Source organism: Paenibacillus baekrokdamisoli, from assembly GCF_003945345.1.
GTDB classification, from domain to species: Bacteria; Bacillota; Bacilli; order Paenibacillales; family Paenibacillaceae; genus Paenibacillus_Z; species Paenibacillus_Z baekrokdamisoli.
In genome coordinates this window covers 497,637-521,692 of the sequence record NZ_AP019308.1, presented here as the reverse complement: position 1 = coordinate 521,692, position 24,056 = coordinate 497,637, and the positions used below count along the sequence as shown (strand labels likewise).

Annotated in this window: 24 protein-coding genes, 1 pseudogene and 1 other annotated feature; of the genes and pseudogenes, 2 read left to right on the top strand and 23 right to left on the bottom strand. The window is 46.0% G+C overall.

The genetic code is table 11. The features are described 5' to 3' along the window. Positions 1-109 precede the first annotated feature (109 nt). From EKN16_RS02165 to EKN16_RS02145, 5 genes are all read right to left on the bottom strand, one after another. Complete coding sequence (locus tag EKN16_RS02165; protein ID WP_125653493.1) at positions 110-514, bottom strand: YtxH domain-containing protein; 405 nt, start codon at positions 512-514, stop codon at positions 110-112. 149 nt (positions 515-663) lie between these two features. Further along, positions 664-1,149 carry a DUF948 domain-containing protein gene (locus tag EKN16_RS02160; protein WP_125653492.1) on the bottom strand — a complete coding sequence of 162 codons (486 nt, stop codon included), beginning with the start codon at positions 1,147-1,149 and terminating at the stop codon, positions 664-666. Between the two features lie 180 nt (positions 1,150-1,329). Continuing rightward, a complete protein-coding gene (locus EKN16_RS02155; protein WP_232016159.1) occupies positions 1,330-2,001 on the bottom strand; it encodes a helix-turn-helix transcriptional regulator in 672 nt (223 codons plus the stop codon). A 161-nt stretch (positions 2,002-2,162) separates the two neighbouring features. Continuing rightward, positions 2,163-2,588, bottom strand: a complete 426-nt coding sequence (locus tag EKN16_RS02150; protein WP_125653491.1) for a DUF86 domain-containing protein — start codon at positions 2,586-2,588, stop codon at positions 2,163-2,165. Positions 2,589-2,751: 163 nt separating this feature from the next. Continuing rightward, complete coding sequence (locus EKN16_RS02145; RefSeq protein WP_125653490.1) at positions 2,752-3,039, bottom strand: Dabb family protein; 288 nt, start codon at positions 3,037-3,039, stop codon at positions 2,752-2,754. A gap of 158 nt (positions 3,040-3,197) precedes the next feature. On the opposite strand from EKN16_RS02145, the gene EKN16_RS02140 reads away from it, so the two are divergent. After that, the gene (locus EKN16_RS02140) at positions 3,198-3,455 is read left to right on the top strand and encodes a hypothetical protein (RefSeq protein ID WP_125653489.1); all 258 of its coding nucleotides are present in this window, start codon (positions 3,198-3,200) and stop codon (positions 3,453-3,455) included. 73 nt (positions 3,456-3,528) lie between these two features. Here EKN16_RS02140 and EKN16_RS02135 read toward each other — a convergent pair whose 3' ends face one another. The 12 genes and pseudogenes from EKN16_RS02135 to EKN16_RS02085 all read right to left on the bottom strand — a co-directional run bounded on the left by EKN16_RS02135 (position 3,529) and on the right by EKN16_RS02085 (position 14,549). Beyond that, complete coding sequence (locus EKN16_RS02135) at positions 3,529-3,906, bottom strand: cupredoxin domain-containing protein (protein WP_125653488.1); 378 nt, start codon at positions 3,904-3,906, stop codon at positions 3,529-3,531. 125 nt (positions 3,907-4,031) lie between these two features. Further along, positions 4,032-4,406: a YhjD family protein gene (locus EKN16_RS02130; protein WP_125653487.1), complete on the bottom strand. Its 375-nt coding sequence runs from the start codon at positions 4,404-4,406 to the stop codon at positions 4,032-4,034. 144 nt (positions 4,407-4,550) lie between these two features. Further along, entirely contained in the window at positions 4,551-4,979 is a 429-nt protein-coding gene (locus tag EKN16_RS02125; protein ID WP_408636344.1) for a phage holin family protein, read from the bottom strand. A 57-nt stretch (positions 4,980-5,036) separates the two neighbouring features. Then, positions 5,037-5,378: pseudogene (locus EKN16_RS02120) on the bottom strand (GH36 C-terminal domain-containing protein); the annotation flags it as partial. A gap of 148 nt (positions 5,379-5,526) precedes the next feature. Continuing rightward, positions 5,527-6,669, bottom strand: a complete 1,143-nt coding sequence (locus EKN16_RS02115; RefSeq protein WP_125653485.1) for a Ger(x)C family spore germination protein — start codon at positions 6,667-6,669, stop codon at positions 5,527-5,529. 3 nt (positions 6,670-6,672) lie between these two features. Then, entirely contained in the window at positions 6,673-8,106 is a 1,434-nt protein-coding gene (locus tag EKN16_RS02110; protein WP_232016158.1) for a spore germination protein, read from the bottom strand. Further along, positions 8,036-9,196, bottom strand: coding sequence for a GerAB/ArcD/ProY family transporter (locus tag EKN16_RS02105; protein ID WP_125653483.1), 1,161 nt, complete (start codon positions 9,194-9,196; stop codon positions 8,036-8,038). The genes EKN16_RS02110 and EKN16_RS02105 overlap by 71 nt, the downstream gene beginning before the upstream one ends. A 560-nt stretch (positions 9,197-9,756) precedes the next feature. Continuing rightward, positions 9,757-9,879: a hypothetical protein gene (locus tag EKN16_RS33400; RefSeq protein ID WP_260182343.1), complete on the bottom strand. Its 123-nt coding sequence runs from the start codon at positions 9,877-9,879 to the stop codon at positions 9,757-9,759. A 17-nt stretch (positions 9,880-9,896) separates the two neighbouring features. Continuing rightward, positions 9,897-10,325, bottom strand: coding sequence for an L-fucose mutarotase (gene fucU, locus EKN16_RS02100; protein ID WP_125653482.1), 429 nt, complete (start codon positions 10,323-10,325; stop codon positions 9,897-9,899). 130 nt (positions 10,326-10,455) lie between these two features. Then, positions 10,456-11,949: a rhamnulokinase gene (locus EKN16_RS02095; RefSeq protein ID WP_125653481.1), complete on the bottom strand. Its 1,494-nt coding sequence runs from the start codon at positions 11,947-11,949 to the stop codon at positions 10,456-10,458. 51 nt (positions 11,950-12,000) lie between these two features. Further along, positions 12,001-12,660: a class II aldolase/adducin family protein gene (locus EKN16_RS02090; protein ID WP_125653480.1), complete on the bottom strand. Its 660-nt coding sequence runs from the start codon at positions 12,658-12,660 to the stop codon at positions 12,001-12,003. 98 nt (positions 12,661-12,758) lie between these two features. After that, the gene (locus EKN16_RS02085; protein ID WP_125653479.1) at positions 12,759-14,549 is read right to left on the bottom strand and encodes an L-fucose isomerase; all 1,791 of its coding nucleotides are present in this window, start codon (positions 14,547-14,549) and stop codon (positions 12,759-12,761) included. A gap of 133 nt (positions 14,550-14,682) precedes the next feature. Between EKN16_RS02085 and EKN16_RS02080 the strand changes: the two genes are divergently transcribed. After that, positions 14,683-15,699 (top strand): LacI family DNA-binding transcriptional regulator, encoded by a 1,017-nt coding sequence (locus EKN16_RS02080; RefSeq protein ID WP_125653478.1) that lies wholly within the window; start codon positions 14,683-14,685, stop codon positions 15,697-15,699. A gap of 422 nt (positions 15,700-16,121) precedes the next feature. Here EKN16_RS02080 and EKN16_RS02075 read toward each other — a convergent pair whose 3' ends face one another. The 6 genes from EKN16_RS02075 to EKN16_RS02050 all read right to left on the bottom strand — a co-directional run bounded on the left by EKN16_RS02075 (position 16,122) and on the right by EKN16_RS02050 (position 24,028). Next, positions 16,122-16,757 (bottom strand): nitroreductase family protein, encoded by a 636-nt coding sequence (locus EKN16_RS02075; protein ID WP_375782027.1) that lies wholly within the window; start codon positions 16,755-16,757, stop codon positions 16,122-16,124. Positions 16,758-16,829: 72 nt separating this feature from the next. Continuing rightward, positions 16,830-17,258, bottom strand: coding sequence for a MarR family winged helix-turn-helix transcriptional regulator (locus EKN16_RS02070; RefSeq protein WP_375782028.1), 429 nt, complete (start codon positions 17,256-17,258; stop codon positions 16,830-16,832). A gap of 165 nt (positions 17,259-17,423) precedes the next feature. Beyond that, positions 17,424-19,289 carry an arginine--tRNA ligase gene (locus EKN16_RS02065; RefSeq protein ID WP_125665768.1) on the bottom strand — a complete coding sequence of 622 codons (1,866 nt, stop codon included), beginning with the start codon at positions 19,287-19,289 and terminating at the stop codon, positions 17,424-17,426. A gap of 55 nt (positions 19,290-19,344) precedes the next feature. After that, positions 19,345-19,570 (bottom strand) — a binding site (T-box leader). Between the two features lie 133 nt (positions 19,571-19,703). Then, entirely contained in the window at positions 19,704-22,034 is a 2,331-nt protein-coding gene (locus EKN16_RS02060) for an alpha/beta hydrolase family protein (RefSeq protein ID WP_125653476.1), read from the bottom strand. Positions 22,035-22,144: 110 nt separating this feature from the next. After that, positions 22,145-23,308 carry a metallophosphoesterase gene (locus EKN16_RS02055; RefSeq protein ID WP_125653475.1) on the bottom strand — a complete coding sequence of 388 codons (1,164 nt, stop codon included), beginning with the start codon at positions 23,306-23,308 and terminating at the stop codon, positions 22,145-22,147. Positions 23,309-23,464: 156 nt separating this feature from the next. Next, positions 23,465-24,028, bottom strand: a complete 564-nt coding sequence (locus EKN16_RS02050; RefSeq protein WP_125665766.1) for an FAD-dependent oxidoreductase — start codon at positions 24,026-24,028, stop codon at positions 23,465-23,467. Positions 24,029-24,056 lie beyond the last annotated feature (28 nt).

The following is a 24,056-nucleotide window of genomic DNA, read 5'->3' as shown; positions in this document are numbered from 1 at the left end:
ATTTTCCAGCCCTTTCTCCCAAAGTATCATGCTAATAAGAAAGAGCTTCACCCATGCAAAACGCATAGGCGAAGCTCTTTTCTATTTTCTTCATCTAAGTTGAAATGTTTCAACTTATTGTTTGCAATACCGATTTATCTGCATTTTCCTCATCGGTCTCTGAAGCTCCAGTTTCTAATAAATTTGAGGCTGCATCCGAGATATCATCCAGCTCTCCATCAACTTGCGGGGAGCGCCAGCTGCGCACGCTCTCAATGACATTACTAGCAGTATCACGTGCTTTACCAGCGAACTCCGTCGCTCCATTACCAACCTGCCTAGCAAGGCGAGTGGTCGATTCTCCAACCTGACTCGCAATTTGAACGGTTCGCTCGCTTACTTGCTGAGCTCCCACTACGATATCCTTACGCAGCTCACGGCCTGATTTAGGTGCTAAAAGCAATGCAGTAACGGATCCAGCAATACCTCCTGCTAGCGCTCCGAGCAGGAAATTTCTCGTTTTACTTTTTGCCATGGTTTATCGCTCCCTTTAATACTGCAACCGTTAGCTGGGTTTTGTCAGCTCGGTTGTCAGTAATACTGCAACCGTTAGCTGGGGTTCTGTCAGCTCGGTTGTCAGTAATACTGCAACCGCTAGTTGGGTACTGTCAGCTCGGTTGTCAGCTATTCTTTTGTATCGTGCCCTTCGTCATGCTTGGAACATACAGGAGAAGCATTTTCTTTACGCTTGGTTTGCCAGAACTGCCAGGCTGTACAGCCTATTTCCGCCCAATCGAGCGCATTAGCAATTTGATGCTTATATTTGCCACCCGCTTTTGAGATATGCTGTTCAGCCGTTTCGGACCAAGCATTAGCCAATCGACTTACCGTGGATGAAGCTTGCTCGGCAGCGCTGCCGATACGTTTGGTCGCCTCCATCAGCTTCGTAACACCCTCTAGCTGACTTTGGACGGTCTGCATCGTGGCTTCTGTAGACTGAACCAGGTCACCTACCTGAATAGCTGCCGCTCTTGCATGCAGCTCCATGGTCTGAGCGCTTTGCACCAGCTGAGCCAGCTTCCGATCAGCCGACCTTAACCACAGCAGTACGCCAACGACCAACGTCACAAACGCAGCAACAAACACAGCTTGCATCCAAATGGTAGCCAAGAGTAAACACCTCCTCTGCATGACTCCTGTGCTCTAGACGAGAGCCCAATTCGTACTGTCATTATAAGCAGCATGGGCTTGACTTGACACACATAGATGAGAAGAAAGGAAAACAAAAAAACACGGGGATGCAGCTCCCGTGAATGGAATTCATTTATTTAATTAGAATCAAAATGATAGCTAGGATCTCGAATGGGTAATACGGTAGCTGCATTTCTCGCCACCCTTGGCCAAGCATTCCGACCGCTCCACCTCAGCCTCAAGCAATTGTTCGAATAAAGCCAGTTCACATTGACATGCATGCTGATAGCGTTTGGCAACCTGAGCAATCGGGCAATTATATTCGTTCAATACAAGCACCTCTTCATCTTCTTGAAGCTGTACCATGTAGCCCCCATCATTCTGAATAGCCGCTAATTCTATAACCTTTTCTTTCAACGTTTTCCCTTCCATTCGGAAGGCGTAACGCTCCAATAGTTTGCGTTTGCGTCCCTCGAATAAACGTTCCACCAGAACAGCCGTCTCAGGAGCATCCTCCAGCTCTTCAAGCAGATCAAGCGCAAGTACATGATAATTCTTTGGAAACAAATGCTCAGCTTGCTCCGTGAGTTGAAAACGATGCGTGGGCCTTCCCATGGCTTGTCTAACGATGATCGGACTTATCAGACCATCGCGTTCCAGCGTGGATAGATGCCTTCTTACCGCCATCTCAGTAATGTCCAGCTGCCTGGCTAATTCAGCCGCATTCAGCTGACCCTGTGTCTTAAGAAGTGTTAACACGGTTTGTCGTGTCGATCCTTCCTGCTTAAACGACAGTTCTTTCTGCACGAACAGACTGCCAGATTGTTCCAATCTCACCACCACCTTGCGTGTCGAATGACTAATTCAGCACGAATAGCCACTTCATGTAGCGTCATTGTAACGCATTTTTACCGTTTCGTAAATCGACGACAAAGAAAGTGAGCGGTGAAGGCCTTAGGCCTTCACTGCTCACTTTCCATTTACTTCTAGATCTATTCTCCAAGCTCTTGAATTAGATACCTCTCAACCGCTAACTTAAAGGCTAGCAGGTTGGATGGCAGTGAATGAGTCATGGGATGACGCTCGAAGTGGGGCCATTCATAGTAATCCTGGACAAGCGGTCGGCGAAGGCGTACAAGCTCAAGCAAAGGTTCATGCAGCTCTGCGGAGAAAACATTCTCCCCCGCGATAATATCCACAATATCCTCATAGCTGCTCGCGTCTCGCATAATAAAACCGTCGATCAAGCAGCTTCCGATATCCGTCACAGCTTCAATTGCCAAGTGTAGTGCGCGTTCTTGCGCCAAGCCTTGAATTAAGCTCCCATCCCACTGAGAATCAAGGGTCTGCATGGCTTCCACAAGGGATGGTATGATACGCAGTCTGGCTGATATTTGTTCGCGATTCACATAATACATCCGCTTTAATCCCTGCCTCGTATTACCATTTATTTACCTTTATTTACTGCTTATTTTTGCGTGACTTACGTTTAAGCCATACCGTCATTATAATGCAACTTAAAATGACAACCACCAGATAAGTCATCATCTCGAACACGTCACCCATTGATAACCCGCCTTCTTAAACTTCGTAGTCGACACAAACGGACGACTCGCGAACCTCTGACATATGTTCAATGACTTTCTTATGAACAGGATGTATTTGGTAAGCATTAAGGTCATCCAAAGTATCGAATTTTGTAACGAGTGCAATATCATACGAACGATCAGAATGAATAATATCTGTTCCTACTTCAAGCAGCTTCAGCTCAGCAATCTTGCCTTCCATATCTTTCAATACCTGTGCTGTACGGGCTACGCTTTCTTCAGAACGGTCTTTTAATTTGAAAAATACAATGTGCGTAATCATAGTAATATCGCTCCTTCTTCTTGTGTAAGATAATGGTTGTTTGTCTCAAGCATCGCGTCTTTCTTGCTCCTACGCGGATTGCATGACAAGCATCCTTTTGTCACATAATAACCTAAGCAGCCGCTACTCGGCAATCTTCTAGCAAAGGGGAACGATGCATGCGCTATTCAGTCACGATTGTCGCCACGTTAATCGGTGTCGCTCTATGCTTGTATAATTATACGGGGTATGACCCTCATAATTTTGTTTTCTTCATGTTTAGTGTACCGGGTTGGTTTGCTGATCTATTCTTGGATATCCATGAGGTAAGCGTTGTAACGATGTATGTACTGACAATCGCTAGCTATGCTGTTCTTGGATTCATTTGCGATGCTATTATCGCTAAGAACCGAAGAAGCAGACAATCACATGACTAGCAGCAGTGTACACTCCTGGATAACCCCTAATAATTTCAAAAAAAGGAGCCGCGCTAGGGGCTCCTTTTTTCGTTTATTCTACAATAAGAACAGACTTCATATCTGCATGGCCTGTACCGCACATAACCGCGCAGTGCATAGGATACTTACCCGGTTTCAACACAATATCTTGTTCCATCTTATCGCCCTGAAGGTCAACGCCAAGATCAGGAATAGCTAGACCATGAACGCCGCTCTTATTAATAAGCTTCACCTTGAATTTACCCGCTTTAACTTTGTATTCCTTCTCACCGAACGTGAAATCACTATTTGCTTCCACTTTCAAAAGCGTAGTGTCAGCTGGCAATGACGCTGCTTCATCAACAGGCTTAGCAGGAAGCTGAGTTGTTAGCAAATAAACGCCCAGAACCGAGGCAGCTACGAATAATACGAACATAATCCACTTGTGCATTGCAATTGCTCCCCTTCATCGTTAAATGTCTACTTCTTATCTTACCTAAGATCATCCTTTTTTCTCAACCTTAAACTGCTGAAAAAGATAAACTTTTTTCGTTATTTTGACAAAACGATGAACTTTTAGTGAACTGTATACGCTTTAAGAAGTCTTTCTGCCTCTGCTTTAACAAATGTCCAAAGAAAAGAAAACGTATGCTGGTATCCCCTGCAGCGGTAGATCGCCGTTAAGCCTTCTTTGCTTCTTATCTCCTCGTTAACCTGAATACCACTTTCACGAAACTGCCTGCGCATATTTGCGAGCTCTAAAAGCACTCTATCCTGCAAGCCCCGAAGAATCGATTCATATAATCTTGGGAGCTTAGTAGCAGTCGATCCGATAATCCGGATATCATGGTCGAGAATACGCATAACAATGCCCAGCATAACATAATGCTTAACAAGCTCCAGCTCTTTGCCAATTTGAATGGGTGGTTGAGATCCAGTGTCCACGGCCATTATTACTCCTCCAAGCTTTGTTTAAATAAGAACATTTGTTCTCATTATAACGCAGCTAATGACAGGTAGCAAGTAGCTTAGCTTCAGACAACAAAATAAGCCACCCTTCACAGGATGGCCTTCAATAAGGAGAGCTATACGGCATCATTTTTTATTCTTGAGCACTTCAATGGCCTGACGAAGCTGATCGGGCATTGGTACCCCCATACGTCCAAGGTTCTCTGTTATGGAAATGAACTCATTGGCCAAGTAGAAATAAATAGCACCGCCCATAGTAACGTTTGCAAGACCAAACAGCACATCTACGCGATGTGCTAGCAAAATGACAAGCAGCATAATTCCTTTCTTAGCGAGTCCCCACGCACCTACACCACTGTTTAGGCCACTCTTTTCCTTCAGTACGGCCGATATTCCGGTTACATAATCAACTCCCATTGCAACAACAAGCAATGTTAAAGACTCTGGCCACATGCCAAAGGAAAACGTAAGTATCGCCCCAATAAATGCTGTTATTGAGCAAACCATGTAGTGCTGCACAGCCTCACTCTCCCTAGATGGAATTCTATATACCATATGCTAGAGAGTGTGAGGTTGTCCGTCAGATTGTACCCTGCTACACGCACAACTTCTCAGAAGAGAACCGCCAAAGGACTGATTCTCCCCTACCCACTCGTAGCTGTAGTTCGGATCCAATCCTTTCAGTCTTAATCTACTAAGCGGAGCGTTAGGCTCATTCAGTATTGTAATATGGACTAGGAAGGCTTCCTTCTTGTCCTTAGAAACAAACATCCACGCGGTTTCATTGCCATCGAAAGGACTCAAGAGCCGATAGAAAGTACCGAACTGCACGAGCTCTCGCACTTCCTTGACGAGCGCAACTTGACGCTTAACTTCTTCTTTCTCCGCAACCGTGAACTGCGTCAGATCAAGCTCATAGCCGAAATTGCCTAACATTGCTACATCGCCTCGCGTAGTCGGATAATATCCTCCTTAAGATTGACCGCAGCCATTAAAGCTTCGGAACAGTTTTATATATCTCTATGTCGATTCAAGCATAGGAGGAGTCTGTCCTTTCGGACATGGACGCATTTAACCGCTATATGGACAAATGTAGGAAAACTTATTTAAGTTGAAAACCGCCTGAATTCTTCAATGTAAATTTAACCTGCACTTTCAAATCGTTATTGCTCGGCTGCCAGCCTCCAGCAGCCTGCAGCTTCTTCCATTCCTTTGCGTGATAGCGAAAGAAAGATTCATTCAAATTGAACAAATCCACCTTTTTCTTCACACCATAGTTGTAGGTCTGCAGAATCTCTTCTTTAATCACCTGCTGTACTTCCTTATTGATTGCAGCAATACCTAGCTCGCCATCCATCTCGTTTAGCTCCCCTGTAAGAGACAGCTTTAATAAGAAGGAAGGCTGCCCGTCCTTTATGGTTGTCTTAATGGAATATTTCACATTACGAACCGCTAAACTAGCTAGATTCCCACCCGCCGAAATGACGATAACATGGCGCTGGAAGTTTGAATTCATCCAGCGAATACCAATTAGATGAGCAAGAGGGAAATGGTGGATATCCTCTTTGCCTTTAAAGGTGAATATCCCATCAATGATTTCGATTGGCATTTTTTCTTTATTCTTTTTCCATATTTTGTTGTTTATTTTCACAGAAGGCAGCAAAGCCGTCATCGCTTCCTCGTTAAAAGCAGATACGAAATTTTGCATCGAAAGCGATTTAATAAAGCTGCTCTTCATCCCCTGGTCCTTTGGATTGTAAAGCAGACTCGCAAGCTCCGATTTACCAAAGAAGCTGCCCCCGTTAAACAGCTCAAGGATACTGTCTTTCGTACCGAAAATCCACGCGGTATACCGCGCTACGCGGACGCGATTAAGAGCGTCTAGGATAGCATCCAAATGAATCATGGCCGGTTGACGTATGAGTACCACCTTGATCTGCTCCAAGTTCATACTCGTTTGAGCTGTTGACGCTATATCTTCAATAGCTGAGTTGATACTTTTACCTTTGCCTCTGCCCACCCATACCGAGGGTCTCGTGGTCTTCTGCTCTTCACTCTTGGCAACTGCCCCAAAGTCTATCATCTGCGTATAGACCACATACTGACCATTGATATAATCGACTCCAATCCCTGTAACGTAGGCACCACTTCCAAGATCTGAGGAGTCCCAGCAGCCATTAATCATCAAGGTCAGTCCGATAAGAAGCAGCAGCTTGAGTGGCAGCAATCGAAGTTTTGTATTCACCGTTCATCCACTCCGTTTGGCTCGTATTTTCCACGGGAGCTGCAGAATTGCCGTTAACACTTTATGCGGATTAAAAGGAGCAATGGGTTGAAGATAGGGTACACCGAACGATTCGAGCGAGCACAAGTAGATGAATACCGAGAACATGGATAGAAAGAACCCAAATAAACCCAACGTTGCCGAGGCAAAGAGAATGTAAAGCCTAATAACGGTCACTGATCCATTCAAAGTTTGATTCACTAGCGTGAAGGTTGCAACTGCCGTTACAGCGGCAACTACAAGCATGGTCGGAGAGGTAAGTCCTGCACGTATGGCTGCATCCCCGACAATCAGTCCACCGACTACAGTAACCGTTTGCCCAACAGCGCGAGGAAGTCTGATTCCAGCCTCACGAAACAGCTCAAACATCAGCATCATCAAGAAAATCTCCATTTGCGAGCTCATCGGAAGGCCAGTTCTCGATACCGTCACTGTTGCTAGGAGCGGCAGCGGGATTTGATCGGTGTTAAACGCGAGAAGTGCGATCCAGAAGCCAGGCAGAAATCCGGCAAGCATCAAGCCAATTAAACGAAGAAACCGTTCAAAGGAAACAAAATAATAAGGCAGTGTAGAATCCTCTGGCGATTTGACGAGAAGCGACATATTGGCAGGTGCGATAATTGCCGACGGTGAGCCATCAACCAGAAGTGCAAATCTTGTATTCATCAGCGATTGCACAACAAAGTCTGGCCGTCCCGTATAGTCAACGAGAGGAAACATCGCTAAGGAACGATCAGCTATCAGCACCTCCAGCTCACCTGAGCCATGAAGAGCTTTAATATCAATACTGTTAAGCCTTCTCTTTGCTTCTTCAATGACTTCAGGCGGGGCGAGATCAATCATGAATAGCAAACAAACCTGTGTCTGAGAATCCGACCCAATATTGAACCGTTCGACTTGGAGCTTCGGTGTCCGAAGACGCTTGCGAACAAGAGCAAGATTGATATCGACGCTCTCCACGAATCCATCCCTAGGCCCTTTAAGCGAAAGCTCCATGGTCGATTCTTCCGGGCTTCGAGTCGGTTGATTAGAAATATCCAAGCTATATAAGTTTTGGTTGTCTTGCTCCCACACAATAAGCTTGCCAGAAAATAAACAATTAAATAAATTCTGACCCTCCTCTCCCGGATCAAATTTGAGCAGCAGCGGACTATTCAAAGGGTCAATTAGGGAATCACTACTGGAAGAGAGAACGTCTTGAAGCACATTCCGATCAATCATGCTCGCGCAATAGAGGACCGTTAACATGCCGTTCGTGTCTCCGCTTCCACGCTTTAATTCACTAATCGTGACATCCCCACAGCCTCCTAACGTCTCATCAAACCATTCACGAGTGGGCTTGAAGCGGTTTATTAGTTTCGGAGTCTGATTGTGGCTGTCTGGTTGGTTTTGGCCCATCCTCATTACTACCTCCCTTGTTCTGCTGCTTGAATGAGAGCAGCCATAGAAGTGTCGTGACGAAAACAATGATAATGATTTCTACTAGAAAAGTGATCTTTATGGCCGTTTGCACTTGAATGGATCTAGACATAAGGAACTTAGCACTAGCAATGAAGAGCACACTAACAACAAGCAAAAAAAGCGAACGGCTTTTCTTTGTTCGAAGAGGGATTAGCTCCATTGCGAGCACAAGACCTAATGACACTCGAATAAAGGCACCAGAAAGCCACTGAAAGATGGCAAAAAAATCAAGATGCTCAATATACTTACCCACCGTAACTAATCTCCATTGAGAGAAGGCAGGATAACGAAGCTTATCCGCTTCAATCGGTCCGAATTCAGTAATCGCACCCATCGCTGGACCTACCCCTAAGAGCATTAAGAAAATAAGCAGTACTAGCAGCTTCCAATTTGCCAATTTTCCGGGTAAATGATGCTGAATGAAAATAATCAGGGATAGCTCGATCAAGCCGCAAATGGCATAAAATGAACCTTCGAGCATCACACCCCAACCGTTCTCCAGCATGGGAAGAAGAAAGCTGTAATTTTTGTCCGGCATATTGGCAGTCATCACCAAATCCCCTAGCAGCACGACCGGAGGAAGCAGAATACAAGACATATAAGCAATTGTTCGGAGTCCATTCCAGGCCCCGTAGACAACAAGCAGCATCAAGCAAATAGCAAGAATGATATCGGGTGTCGCAGGCAAAAAGGTAGACGATGTCCATGCCGTTGTCTCGATGAAGGTCTGGAAGCTTGTCATTATCAGAAAAAAGAGGATCGGTCCAAGAATAATCCAGGCACCTGCCGGAGATAATCGTTGAACCAGCCACTGTCTTAAACTAGTCTGATTCGTTCGCTTCATAATGCCGCCAATTACGACTACAAACCATGGAATAAGAACCGCACAAGCCACGATTGAACACATCCAAGAATCACGCCGACTGACTGCAAGAATGGTCGGGAGGGTAATGACATGGCTCGAGAGCCCCACCGATAGAGCTAACATCATAAAGATAGGCCACATACCTATTTTTTTCAGATCCATCGCTCACGCCTCCATTTATGACCATTTCCAAATGTTTCCCCGACTTGGATCATCCTATGCCACCTTATTCCATGCATAATCGCAATCACGCAAACAGCATAAGAAAAAACCGGTCCCTGCTGCTTCTTAAACAGCAGCGGAACCGGTTTGGTGATGAAAAAAGGACTTAAAGAAATAATAGTTTTATGGTTCAACACTAAAATAAGTGCTTGATAAATGCGAAACATGGTGCGTTGATGCCCGCTTCGCTAGGTTAGACGTGAAGGTAACCACTGATTAGTGTATAGATTCAAAATAAAAGCGATTAAGCTGCTTATTGAATGGCCCAATCTCATAATCAGTGGTTGACTATTTTGTAACGGGCCCGTTTCGAGTCTAAGCCGCATTTTATTCGCCGATAGGTGATTCTACACAGCGTTTCAGGCGTTCAATAAGAAATAACAGGAGCTTTTCCCGTTAATCTTGCTGAGCGGACTGTGGAACCGCTATTCAGATCAAAACACGACTCCAAACAAATTCAGCGGACACAGGTTCCGCTATCAACTAAAATGCAGCTGATTTCAGATGATTTGCTGGAGAATAGCGGCTTCTCTGTCCTTTAGTCTACCTAATGCAGCGATTGGACTGAAATAAGAGCTCTCCTGTCCGCTCAACATCATCTGATTACCTTCGTCGTCAACCACTAGTTGTAGTGATGAGCCTAATAAATAACACCCTTTTTGAGAATTAAGTTCGCATATAGGGCACTCTCACCCGTGGCAATAACGGCATAGGCTTTCTTAGCACGTTCATAGAAAGCGAATCTTTCCACTTCTTCAAAGGGCTGCTTAAGACCTGTACGATTCGCAATAATTTCTCTATATTGCTGCCATATCGGCGTCTCTACCGTATCACCCGGAACGACCTGCATAAGTGATACTGGCCGCTCGACGTATTGATCAAGTGGAAACAGCTGAAGAATAGCGTCAAGCAGTTCAGGAGCCGGGTGACCATCGCATCGCACTAGCCGTTGAGCATGACTAGCAGAAGGAAAATTTCCGTCAGCTAGCACGATCTCATCACTGTGGCCCATCTCACTAAGAATTTTGAGCAGCTCCGGAGAGATAAGCTTGGATACACCAATTAACATGTTAATGGCCTCCTTGTTGATACGACAATGACAACGGCTAGGGCAATGACAATGACAATGACAAAGAAAAAGTCAACCCATGCTCCCGTCTTATTATTAAGCTGCACGTTAAAGCCAGCTTATGACAAATTCACGCTGGCCTCAATTGAATGAATTTCTTGTAAGCTTGATCCCACAAATCCGTTGACTCGGCTTGATAGCTCTGCACTGGGAAAGAAGTAGCCGTTAGCTTGCGCGCGGCCGCCAAATCCTTGCATTGTCTCAGGGATACAAGCTGCATGAGCATATTACCGATTGCACTTGCCTCGACAGGTCCCGCCCAGACCGGGCGACCAAGCGCTCCTGCTGTAAGTCGGCAAAGCAGCTCATTCTGAATGCCACCGCCAACCATGTGCAGGCCACTGAAGCTTTGCCCTGTCAGCTTCTCTGCTTGTTCAAGTGCTTGCCGATACCTCAGCGCCAAACCTTCAAGAATGCATCTTGCAACCTGACCTTCCGATTGTGGAATAGGCTGGTTGGTCTCTTTGCAATAGCTGCGTACCTTCTCTACCATACCAGAGGGCGAATAAAATCTCGGGTCATCCGGTTGGATGAAGCTTCGGAGCGGCTCAGCCTCCTCCGCTAATTTGGCTAAATCAGCGAAGGAGATGACATTACCCCGCTCATCCCATTCCCGTTTGCATTCCTGTAAGATCCATAGCCCCATGATGTTCTTAAGCAATTGATAGGTCCCGCCGACGCCACCTTCATTAGAAAATTCCAGTTCCATCGTCTCTGGGGTGAGCAGAGGCTCTGCAAGCTCCGTCCCTAGTAAGGACCATGTGCCGCATACTAGATAGGCAAATGGCTCTGAGCTAGCTGGTACAGCTACGATAGCCGATTCCGTATCATGCGTACCCACAGCAACCGCTTCAATCGACTGTACGCCCAGTTCCTCATATACCTCTGGTGAAAGTGGTGCGATGCGAGTTCCTGGTGCAACCGGTTCTAGGAATAGACGAGACGGGATACCAAGACGATCCATGAGCTCCACATTCCAAGTCTGATTCTCCAGATTGAGAAGCTGCGTCGTGGTGGCCATCGTAAATTCGCAAACCTTTTTGCCGGTAAGGAAATAAATAAGTAAATCAGACGTTAACAGCAGCGTCTGGGCGATATCTAGCTTGGGCGAGGATGCTTTCCTCATTGCATAGAGCTGGTAGATGGTATTAAAGGGCATGAACTGCAGGCCACTCTGCTTGAACAAGGCCTCCTTGCCAATAAGTCCGTTAACCTCTTCAATTAGACCTTCGGTCTGTGCATCCCTGTAGTGATAAGGATTGCCCACCAGCTCTCCATTGGCATCAATTAAGCCAAAATCAACACCCCATGTATCAATCCCTAATGTCAGCGGCTTGTAGCCCTCTTGAAAGGCGATTCGTATCCCTGTTTTGATCTCATGCAGCAGCCTCAATATATCCCAGTGCAGATGTTTACCAATCTGAATGGGTTGATTCGGGAAACGATGGATCTCTTTCACCTGCAGCTTCGGTTCTTCATCACCGATTTGAATCAACTCTCCGATTAAGGCACGGCCACTGCTGGCTCCAAGGTCGAAGGCCAAGACGGTCGAAAGCAGAGTCATTCTACCAGCTCCCCTTTACCCAGCTTGTTATATAGACATGATCATTCATTATTATTTCATCTTCTGGAGCAGTTGGATGCGGTACGCTTCGCTCTCTAGAGATGCGATCTCTTCGTACTCTTCATCTGTCAAGACCTTCGGTTTCTTAATCGCTGTTGCAATGAGGAAGATCTTTGCGCTTTCCTCAACTACTTCTGTACGGTAATAAGCTTCACGAAGATTACGGCCTGTCGTAACCAAACCATGATTGCCTAGGAGGATAGAGCTAGCCACATTAACCTTCTCCAATAGAGCATCTGCCAGTTTATCTGTAGTCGGAAGCACATAAGGAATATAGACCGTCTTACCAACCAGCGCAGCCTGATCCGGGAACATGACTGGCAGCTCTTCTTCAACCAAAGTAAACGCAATGCAATAGGGAGGATGCGTATGTACGATGGCTCCGATATTCGGATTCGCCCGATATGCGTACAAATGCATGAGGACTTCAGAAGAAGGCCGCAGTCCGATATCCGTAATCTCGCCTGACTCAATATCCACCTCCACCCATTGCTCAGGTTCAATTTCATCCAGTGCGAAGCCGCTTGGAGAGAGGTACATTTTACCTTCGAATTTGGCACTAATATTACCGCCTGGACCTACTACTAGCTTGTTTGCTACTGTTTTCTTTGCGTATTTGCAAAGCTCCTGCCGAATGTTTGCAATGCTCATGGTTTGAAATTCCTCCAGTAAATAGAATTGGCCTTCCATTATTGAAACAGTCGCTTGATCCCCAACATGCAAGAATCAAGCGACTACGTTGCTTCTAATTATTTGTATAATGGCCCGAAGTTCTGACACGCACGGTAGTCAGCACTTTCTTGATTATTGGTACCGAACAGCCCCCATGCACGTGGACGGAAAATATTTTCCTCCGATACGTTATGCATGCTCACTGGGATCCGCAGCATGGACGCGAGTGTAATGAGATCAGCACCAATGTGTCCGTAGCTGATCGAGCCGTGATTGGCTCCCCAATTGTCCATGACCTCATATACCGAGTGGAATGCACCTTCACCTGTAATTATCGGAGCAAACCAAGTCGTTGGCCATGTGGAATCCGTCCGTTTGTCGAGTGTCTCATGTACATGCTCAGGAAGATCAACCGAGTAGCCTTCTGCGATTTGCAGAACCGGACCAATTCCCTTCACAAGGTTAATACGAGACATCGTCATCGGCATACCGCCACGAGTCAGGTAATCAGAGGAATAACCTCCGCCGCGGAAATATTCAACCGATGCCGGACGCCAAGAAGTAGCATCTAGACATTGCTGTGCTTCTTGCTCGCTAATTTCCCAGAACGGCTTCATCGCAGGCTGACCATCGCGTGATTGTTCACCGTTCCCATCTAATGTAGCTGATCCTGAATTAATAAGATGTAGAATGCCGTTCTCTGCAAAGCCATCCAGCTTGTGACCCGTCACGCGTTCAACGGATTCAGGGCTCCAGTATGTGCGAACATCTGCAAAAATCTGCGCTGTATTCGTCAGGAGGTACCCGAACAGCATAACTGTACCGTTCAAGCTATCATTCTCTGTTGCGACCATATAAGGAGCGCGGATACCGTTCCAGTCAAAGGATGAGTTCAGAATCGCTTCCATGAAATCACCATTCGGAAAATGATCGGTCCATTGGCGCTGCCCCTGGAAGCCGGAAACGATCGCATTATGGCCCATCGCCTCTTCGCCGAAACCAAGCTCATCAAGACGGGAATTGCCGACCATGAGATCACGCGCGATTTGAGTCATTTTTACAACTGTTTCCCAATCCTGATCCTTCTGTTCACGAGTTGTGCGCATGCTCTCTGCATTGTTATCCGCACCTTCGATGCAGTTGGCCTTCACCCACACAAGCGCTCTCTCGAATTCCTCGCCATCATAGATGCCTTCATCCATACGACGAACGAATTCAGACATATCGATATATTCTGTTCGCATGCCAAGATACTCTTGGAAGAATTGATCGTTGACGATCGAACCCGCGATACCCATGGAAACCGACCCCATGGATAAATAGGATTTGCCGCGCATATAAGCAACAACAAGACCTGCTTTAGCGAAGCCAAGCAATTTATCTCTTACGTCATCTGGAATCGAGGTATCGCCAGCATCTTGAACATGATTACCGTAGATACCAAAAGCAGGAAGACCTTTCTGTGCATAACCGGACAATACCGCTGCCAAATAAACAGCTCCCGGGCGCTCTGTTCCATTAAAACCCCAAACCGCTTTTGGAATAGACGCATCCATATCCATAGTTTCCGTTCCATAACACCAGCATGGAGTTACCGTGAGAGAAACACCTACACCTTCGCGTAGAAATTTATCTGCACAAGCTGCGGATTCAGCAACACCGCCAATACAAGTGTCGGCAATTACACATTCCACAGGCTCACCATTCGGGTAACGAAGGTTCTCCGCGAACAGCTTGGCTACCGATTTGGCCATCTCCATCGTTTGTTCTTCTAGCGATTCACGAACACCCTTGCGTCTGCCATCAATCGTCGGGCGAATACCGATCTTCGGGAACTTGCTTTGGAAACGGAAAGTTGTATCTGTCATTATAAAATCCCTCCTGAGTCAATTCTAACGCTAAAATGTTACCGATAACCTTAAAATATCAGTGTAAACGCTTGCTGTCAATCTCTTTCTTCTGTAATATAAAAGTATGATTTGTCGATAAGGAGTAAAAATAATGGTTACAATCTACGATATTGCAGAAAAAGCTAATGTCTCTGCCATGACCGTTTCTAGAGTTATCAATAACACTGGCAAGATTAGCGATAAAACACGGGCCAAGGTAAAGAAGGTTATGGAAGAACTTCACTATGTTCCTAATCATACGGCACGCAGTCTTGTGCTGCAGCAAACCCGAGTTCTGTTTCTATTAATTACGGATATTACGAATCCGTTCTATACGACGTTGTCGCGGGGAGCCGAGGATGCCGCAAAGAAGAGTGATTATCGCTTGCTGTTTGGAAATAGCGACGAAAGTTTGGAGAAGGAATCCGATTATTTGACAACCATTCTCTCCTCACGCGTGGATGGCGTACTCATCGCTCCTGCTGGCGATCCCTCCTTCCCCCATTTAGACTCCCTTCGCAAGCACAATGTCCCGTTCGTCCTGCTCGATCGAGAAGTGCCGGGCATTGAGTGCGACATCGTGCTTGGTGATAGCAAAGAGGGCGCGCGAAGCTTAGTTGACTACCTGATGTCGCAAGGCCATCGCCGAATTGCGATGATTAACGGCTCCTCCTCCATCTCCAGCGCTCGTCTTAGGCTGCAAGGTTATCAGGAAGCATTGAAGCTGAATGATCTGATCTATGATGAAGCCTATGTGCATGAAGCAAGCTTCGGACCCCAGAGTGATTTGGCCCAGATCGAGCAATGGCTGGATAGCATGGAGCCAATGCCGACGGCAATCATGGCTGGTAATAACGTACTCGCTATTGAGGTTATTCGCTTGCTTCGCAAGCGGGGATTACGTATTCCTGAGGATCAGTCCATTGTATGTATCGATGATTTTGGTCCCTATTCGGAGATGGATCCATTCATGACTGTTGCTGCCCAGCAGGCTTATCAATTCGGCTATCTTGGGATGCAAATGCTGATCGAGCGCATACAGGAGCGGAATATTGCAGTGCCTTGGAAGAAAATCGTTCTGCCTGCGGAGCTTATTATTAGGCGGTCGGTGCTGCCGATATCAGAATAGGTGTCACTCATGGCCCATTAAGAAAAAAGGAGCTAACCAGCAAATAGCAATCGCTATTCATGGTTAGCTCCTTTTTCGGCTCAACACTATAATTTCAGCTCAACACTAAAATAAGTACTTGATAAATGCGAATCCTTGTGCGTAAAAGCCCGCTGCGCGGACGGATCATTCTTACGATCGCTGTTGTCTCCCTATTTCTTGATTCTATCCCTTAAGGGTAGAAATAAGGAGACAAAGGCGAACGCTGTCGCTTCTTCAGAACGATTCCGTCCGCTTCGCTAGGTTAGTCGTGTGGCAAGCACTGAACAATTCCCTTTGATGCAAGATACAAGGTACAGATACAAGTTAGCTTAGCAGTTCACCACTGTAAGCTTTCGCCTCAAGTGGCGCGAAAAGGAAATGTCTTACTCGAATACCTCTTATTATTTCCACTCTGTAACTTTGTCGACTGGAAGTCTGACTGAGTTGTAACCGCTGCTGGCTGCTTTACCAATTGAGATCAGCATGACGGGCACATATCGTTCCTTATCCAGTCCAAAAGCTTCTGCGATCTGATCCTTCTCGTAACCGCCAATCGGGTTGGTATCATAGCCATGAGCACGGGCTGTAAGCATGAATTGCATAGCGACAAGGCCGCAATCGATAAGCACAACATCGCGCATAACTTCCGTCGGAACAGCTGCATAATAACTAGCCAGTCTAGGCAGCTGTTGTTCTTTAACTTCTAAGGGCATATAACCAAGCTCGACCGATTTGCTGTAAATTTCCTCAGCATTCTCGAAGTTATTCAGATCACCGAATATGGCAATGACAGCTGAAGAGGTTTCAACTTGCTGTTGATTGAAGCGCGCCAGCGGCGCAAGCTTCGCCTTTCCTTCCGGGCTATCTATAACGAGGAAGCGCCAAGGCTGCATATTAATTGAAGACGGCGCCCGCATAGCTTTCTCCAATATTTCTGTCATTTCTTCACGGCTGATTTTCACCGAAGTATCATAGCTCTTAATCGAGCGACGCCCGTTGATAATTTCTTTAAAGTCATTGTTGAGCGTTTTATTCATCGTATTCATGTTTGAATCCTCCCTAGGTATATCTTAGATGACGTACTGACTTCCCCGTAACGCTGGTGTAACCTAAAGCTCATTCATATTATGCTGCATTCGTTTGAGCATATCCGCGAGTAGATGGCGTTCTTCTTGGGTGAAATTATGGAGCAGCTGACTTAGAAAATGTCCCTTTTCCTCCCGAAATGAGATAATCTCTGTTCGCCCATGATCCGTTAAGGAGACAAATGTCACTCGATTATCCGCGGCGCTCTTACGCCTCGTTACCATTCCATCGGCTTCCAGCTGCTTTAAATGCCTAGTAACGGCTGCTGGGTCAATATTCACTTCTTTTTGAAGATCGGTTTGATTCATCTCGTCCACTTGATAAAGCTGATGCAATAGATCAAGCCGCGTAGGACCAATGCCCGTACAGCGCTCAAATTTGGGACTGATCTGTTTGTTCAGACAGAGCAGCCTATATAAGATATAAGCTGAATCACCGTTGGATTGGGTCAAGCTATTCCTCCTCTCCCCTTGCTGTTTATTCATCAACAACCACAGCTGTGTAATTAATTGATGCATCAATAATTGATCTATCAACTACTATAAACGTTCTCCTTCTAATAAACAACTATCAAAAACTGGGTGCCCTGTAAGCTTAACAATAACATGCTCTTCGGATTACATGCTCTTCGGAGTAGGAAGTCCAAGAATCTCGAGTGCACCGTGAAGCACAGCTTTGAAGCGTGCTGTAAGCCACAGTCTGAATTTCTTCTTGTCCCCTTCCGCTTTCAATATAGGACAGGTAGCATAGAAGTGATTGAATAGATTGGTCAGTTCATGGACATACGTACAAATATGATGTGGTGCAAGCTCATTTACTGCGGCCTCCAAAACTTCTGGCCAGTATGCAAGCTGTCTCATCAAACTCGCTTCTTGAGCTTCCAGGTTGTCAAATCGCAGCGGTTCCTCCCTGCTTATCTCTTGCTTGGCCTTCTCGAGAATACTGTAAGAGCGAGCATAACTATAGAGCAAATAAACACCTGTATTCCCTGAGACTTCTGTTGCTTGCTCTAAGTCAAACACAACCTCAGTCTGCATATGAAATCTCAACAAATAATAGCGGATCGAAGCGGCTGCAATTGTCCGGCTGGAGAGCCCTGTCTGACGTGGACGTTTCGCTTCAATGACTAGCTCCATTCGATCCAGTAAATCAGCAACCTTGATGCCAATGCCTTGTCTGCCCGACATCGGATAGGAATGTTTACCCTCTGAAGTATCTACCCCTAGGCCTTCAGCTGTTGTTGAACTTAGAGAAACGACTCCATAGCTGACATGCCTTAATTGATTAGCCTGCTTCTCGAAGCCGAGCGCCAGCAAAGCCTGCTTGACCATAATCTGAGGATATTCTTGTCGATAATCGATGACATTTATAACCTTATCTGCCTGACCGATTCTCTTCCTCACACCATCAAGGTCCGTCGACCACAGACGATCTGCAAATTTCTTATAACGAAAATCCTTTCCGAGCACACCGAATTTCCATAGATGATACGCAATATCTTTTGCCGTATAGGTTAAAATGCCATTGGAACGGATGAGCACTTTATCTGCTTGAAAGTCTGCATGTGCCTCCTGCTCAGCATCCCCTTCTGGATGTTTAAGTACCCAGCAGCCCGCTAATTTCCCTTCTGTCTCTTGATAAAAGATATCCGTTGCGCGCAGCAGCTCAAAAGTACTGGACCAGAATCCCTCCCTCACGATGCTGCTCTCCCACACCAGAACATCATAACGAATACCAAATTGCTTCATCTCCTCCAGATGCTCACGAACGATACGTTCTGCAACAAGCAATCCCATCCACGCTAGATTCGAATTCCCCTTCTCTAATTCATGCAGAACATCAGCGCGCTTAAGCTGCAGCTCTGGTGTCTCTTTATAAGCCTTGTTGACCTTAGCGTATGTCTCCCAGCAGAAATCACCAAAACGACTGAAGGCTTTCTCCGTATTCGTATGCAGGATTCCGACAAGCGTATCTGCCAATTGATTCCCCAAATCATCGATATAATTGTGAACCTCAACTTCGTGACCGACTCTCTTCAGCATTCTAGCCAATGTGTCACCGATGCAAGAATTACGCAGATGGCCGATGTGCGCAGACTTATTCGGGTTAATGGAGGTATGCTCAATGACGACTTTTGAAGGCACGGGAGGGAAGGACGCTTCTAGTTCCGAATTCAAGCCCCATTTCTCCCAATTGAGGTAAAGGTTAATGAACCCTGGAGCAGCTACTTCAACCTTGAAAAATAACGATTTTATCTTACTGTCCTCAAGCAGCTTTTCTTGGATCTCGCTAGCAATGATAATCGGGGATTTCTTGAGAATCTTGGCCAATTGCATCGCAATATTAAGGCTGTAGTCCCCATTCTCGTGATTCGCAGGATGTTCAACAACAATCTTCAAGCCTTGCGGCCACGGCTGCTTCGCATGCTCGACTACTTCTTGTAAGATTTCCTGAACTGCTGCAATAATCACTTCGTTTATCATCGTCATCGTCCTCACCCTCCAGCTTTATGAAAATAAAAAAAGCCCCCGTCTCTATATAAGAGACGAGAGCCTGAAGATCCCGTGGTACCACTCTAAGTGTCAGACCCCAGTAGGTTTGACCACTCCACTTGTTAACGGTCGAAGACCGGATTTGCCTACTTTATTAGGTTCAGCAAACCATTTCCTGGGTCCGTTTCATCCAAAACATCCGTACCGGCTTTCACCAACCCGGCTCGCTGCGACTATCTGTCATGGATTACTGTCCCATTCATTAATGTTCATTGCTATCCGATTCATTGATTCTGCAAACGCGCGTAAATCCTCCATGCCTTACAGATGTTGCTTAAACGTATTTATACAGCAAGTTGAAACAAGTGTCAAGCATTAGGATAAAAATGGAATAAGACTGCCTTATTAAGGCGTATCCGCCTCAATTCCAATATCATCCAGCATGATTTTGCCGGGACCATTACTGAAGCGAAAAGTAATCCGTGCTAATTGAGAAGGATCGAACTGTTCGTTAGCCTCATGGAACCGCTCAAGCGACAGCTGGTAGGTTTGGAATACCGGCTCTGAAGATTCTTTGTATTTACCATCTTTGATTTCCTTCTCCAGCCAAGGAAAGATCGTGAATGTCGTATGCGGCAATTCAACAGCCTTCATGAAGCTGTTCAGGGGCAATCGGACGGTTGCTCCACTGCTGCTTTGCAATTCAATCATAATCGATGGAGCGGGAATCTCAGCTTCTGCAGCGGTACCAGATTTAGTATCCGAAAGTTTCGTATCCTTAACTGGAGCAGGTGACAGCAGATCCCTCTCCAGATTCGTCATGGAGAAAGCGAGAGCAGCACCTTTACCGAATTGCAGCTGATCACGGAAATTCTTAGGTATCTCTATCGTGTAAGTTCCACCCTTCTGCTTCCACTGAAGAGCTGCTCCTCGGGTTCCTTTGCCATTGCCATCCCGGTCTTCTGCCGATTCCTCCGACCACTCCAAATCAACAGCCTTTACCGTTATTCCATTCTTGTAGGTCATCTTATTAAAGTCATCATCGAATCTTATGAGCTCTTGAAAGCCGCCATCCTCATAGCGATTAATATAGGTTGCTTCAGGCAGCCATGCCAGACCCGTCCGATAATCTCGGAACAAAGCCTGATAGTCCTTGCTTCCATGCAGCACCGTTTCCAGAAAGGCTGATACATACACCTTCGCAATTTCACGCTGATCGGCTGCCTCAATCATGTCACTGCGCTTAAGCAGCAATCCTCCAGGCAAGCTGTCATCCATCGCCCCCCAAGAGGTATTGAAGCGGCTGTGGTTCGCTTCCCCGATATAAAGAGAGGTTTTGAAAGACTGGGAGCCTGATGTAATCGAAGTCCGAATGTACTGACGCTCCCCATTGAAGGTATCTACATCTCCATCACTTGCTCCCTGAAGAGTCAAATAAGACGTATCCTTGAGCGTGGCAGATTGCTTATCTACCGTTTTGTCCGTAGGAGCAATGCCGATAACGGCCCCGATATGGAAGCTCTTTATCCCCATCAGAGACTTATCCTCAGAGAACCATTTGGAGCTATCGGCAGCCATAGCGACCGCCTGTCCACCTCTAGAATGTCCAATCAAAGCAATACTCTGCATGTCTACCCGACCTGAGAAGGGGTTTCCTTCCTGCTTGCTAAAGTCATTAATTTGCTGAAGATGTTTCAGCAGCATCCATGCTCTAACCTTCATATCCTGAGCTGGAATATCTGCCCAAACTGAATAATTAAGAAAGTTCTCATCAACAGAGACTGCAATGAAGCCTCGGGTCGCAAGCAGCTCTCCTAAATACCCGTAGCCTTCATCTGAGAATTGCTCCATGAGATGATTGCCATGAACGATGAGTACTAAGGGAAAAGGGCTCTCCCCCACCGGCATCCAAACCCGCCCGTTTACCGGCAGTGCTTTTTGATCAAATCCCCAAAAGAAGCTTCGCAGCCAGGACCAGTTACGGATATAGGTAGATGCGTCGACAGATTGAGAAACCAAATCCGTTTTACCTGCAAACACGTTCCTGTGGCGATCCTTGCCGCTGCTGTAGGTAAACGTCTGATAGTCATAGGAACCAGGCTCACTCGGATTATGTGCTTGCAGCGCAGCTACGCCACTTTCTTCGGCAATCGCATCTAACGAGGTTGAGACCAATGAAGCTTTATTCTCAGCAGGCCAATAACTAAAGGACAAACAAACAATCGTTACGGCAATGATTACGGAAAGCTTTACTTTAGGCTTCACTCGCCGGCTTGCCAGCAGAGCAATCATTGAGCCTCCCAGCATTCCGCAAATGATAATAAGGGCGGTCAAAACGATAGATTGCGGAAAATCAATATCCGCATGCTCGAATAAATAATCAATTACTCCCGCAGCAGCAACAATAGATCCTACGTATAAGCGAGGGACGGGTATATAAGCCAAGGACAATAGGAATGCTACTACAATCGCTGCAAGGGTTAACCCGATTGTCCCAATCAGCGTCATCATTACCGTATCGAACGTAATCCCAAGGCCTGTTGGCATCCCAAGACTAGTGATGATGAGAACGATACTATATACCGTCCAAATACCTGTAAGTGAAGTGCGCCAGAACGAAGTATCATAATTAAGAGTTACTCTTGTACGTTTCATTAACCATTTAAGAAAAGAAAACCTTTTGCGAGTCGGCGGTTCAAACGGGATGAACGCCGAGGGCTCAAGCTGTGTATCCATATGAAGTCCGCCTCCTTAGGCGATAGTTAGCTAGTTTGAGAAGCCATTTCCCTTTTTTATTATATAGGGGTTCGCTATTCACTCCAATACAAACTTATTAGCGGATTTGGCTAGCTTTTATCAAAATGGACCGTTATATCGATAATCTCAGACCGACTTCCGATACGAATTGGAGGCCCCCATGTTCCGTAGCCAGAGGAAACAATAACATGCATCATTCCTTTGCGCATATAACCCCAGTCCAGCTCGAAGATCCGCCTTGTGATAAAATGACTCGGTGCCATCTGTCCTCGATGCGTGTGACCGGACAAGGAAATGTCAATACCACTATCTGCTGCTTCATTGAGCGCTGAAGGCTGATGATCCATGAGAATAAGCGGCAAGGAATGATCTAAGTCAGCTACGAGCTGCTCCGTAGATAATCGACCTTCACCTTTACTACCACGGAATCGATCGGCGGACTTATCCTTTCGTCCCACCACATAGAAGCTATCAGCCACTTTTACAGACTGATCTAACAGTACGGGGATGCCAGCATCCGCCATAAGCATAACGAATTCCTCGATTTTGCCACCAATGTATTCATGATTGCCCAGAACCGCATAGGTTCCGAACTTGGATTGAAATCCGCTTATAATGCTGCCATAATCATTACGCTTGAACGGTTCAATAGCATCATCTATGACATCCCCCGGAAGCAGTACGATATCCGGCTTCAGCTCATTCACACGATCTACCAGCTGACGAAGGTGACGTCTACCGACCAAAGTGCCCAGATGAATATCAGATGCAACTGCGATGCGCAGCTGCTCTAGATTGCCGGCCTGCTTGGAGACATCTAAGTGATAGGGACGAATAATAGGATTCCATGCATTCCATGAGCCTCGCACAAGAATAGCGAGATAAATCACAACAGCTGCGAATCCTGCTGCTAGGACAGAATGATGAGCGCTCACCTCGAAAACATCACGAAGCAGCCAAGCCGTCAAATCAGCAATCGGAAGGATCATTACACTATAGAGAAGAATAGCGAACCAATAAGAGCCTATCCACTTGAGTCCTCTAGCGAATGGACCCGGAATCCACATCTCTAGTAATCTGGATACAATATAAGATAGCGCTATAAACCAAAAGCATACCCAATAAATGACGGTCGGGATGTCAGCCATTAAAGAGGATAGAAATACTCTCGCATGCCATCCAATCAAATATTGAAGACCAAAAAATATGAAGAAGATGGCTGCTGCGGTCAAAATGTTTCGAACAACTCGCATAGGTTTACTCCCTTTTCTTTCATTATGTGAAGAAGTTATTTCTCTATTATAGCTTTTTATATACACAACTAACAAAAAGCCTTTTGAGCTTCTGCTCAAAAGGCTTTCATCCTAAAGCTTTCAGTATAACTTCTAAGGCTTCTATGATTCATATGGCTATTTCAGTAGATCATGATCCACATAACGTTCACCGTTGATTTCACTAATCACATTAACAGCTACTCTTGCGCCATCTCCAGCGGTGATAATGGTATGTACGCTCACCCCTGCAACTGTTCCAGCTGCCCAAATACCGTTAATATTCGTCTTGCCTGCAGCATCGACATCGAGGACGGTCTTGATTCGCGGCTCTGTACCTGGCCTCGTGTTCAGTCCAACCTTCTCTGCCAGATCAACAAGCAGTCCGGTTGCGAGTATAATCACCTTCGCCTGATACTCACTGCCATCCTCAGCAGCAATACGGAAGCCTTCATCTGTTTGTTGAATATTAGCCACCTTCGCTCGTACCAGCTCAGCTCCGAATTTCGTCGCTTGACTAATCCCTGTCTCTACGAGATCGGGACCTTTGATCTCGGGTACGCCGTAATGATTCTCGATCCATGCTTTCTTCGTAATGCTTTGATCGCTATCGATGAGTAACGTTTTCTTACCAGCCTTCGCCGTGAATAATGCGGCACTTCCTCCTGCTGGACCAGCGCCAATAATGGCAATTTCAAACATCATCCGATACCTCCTCAAGTTACGTACA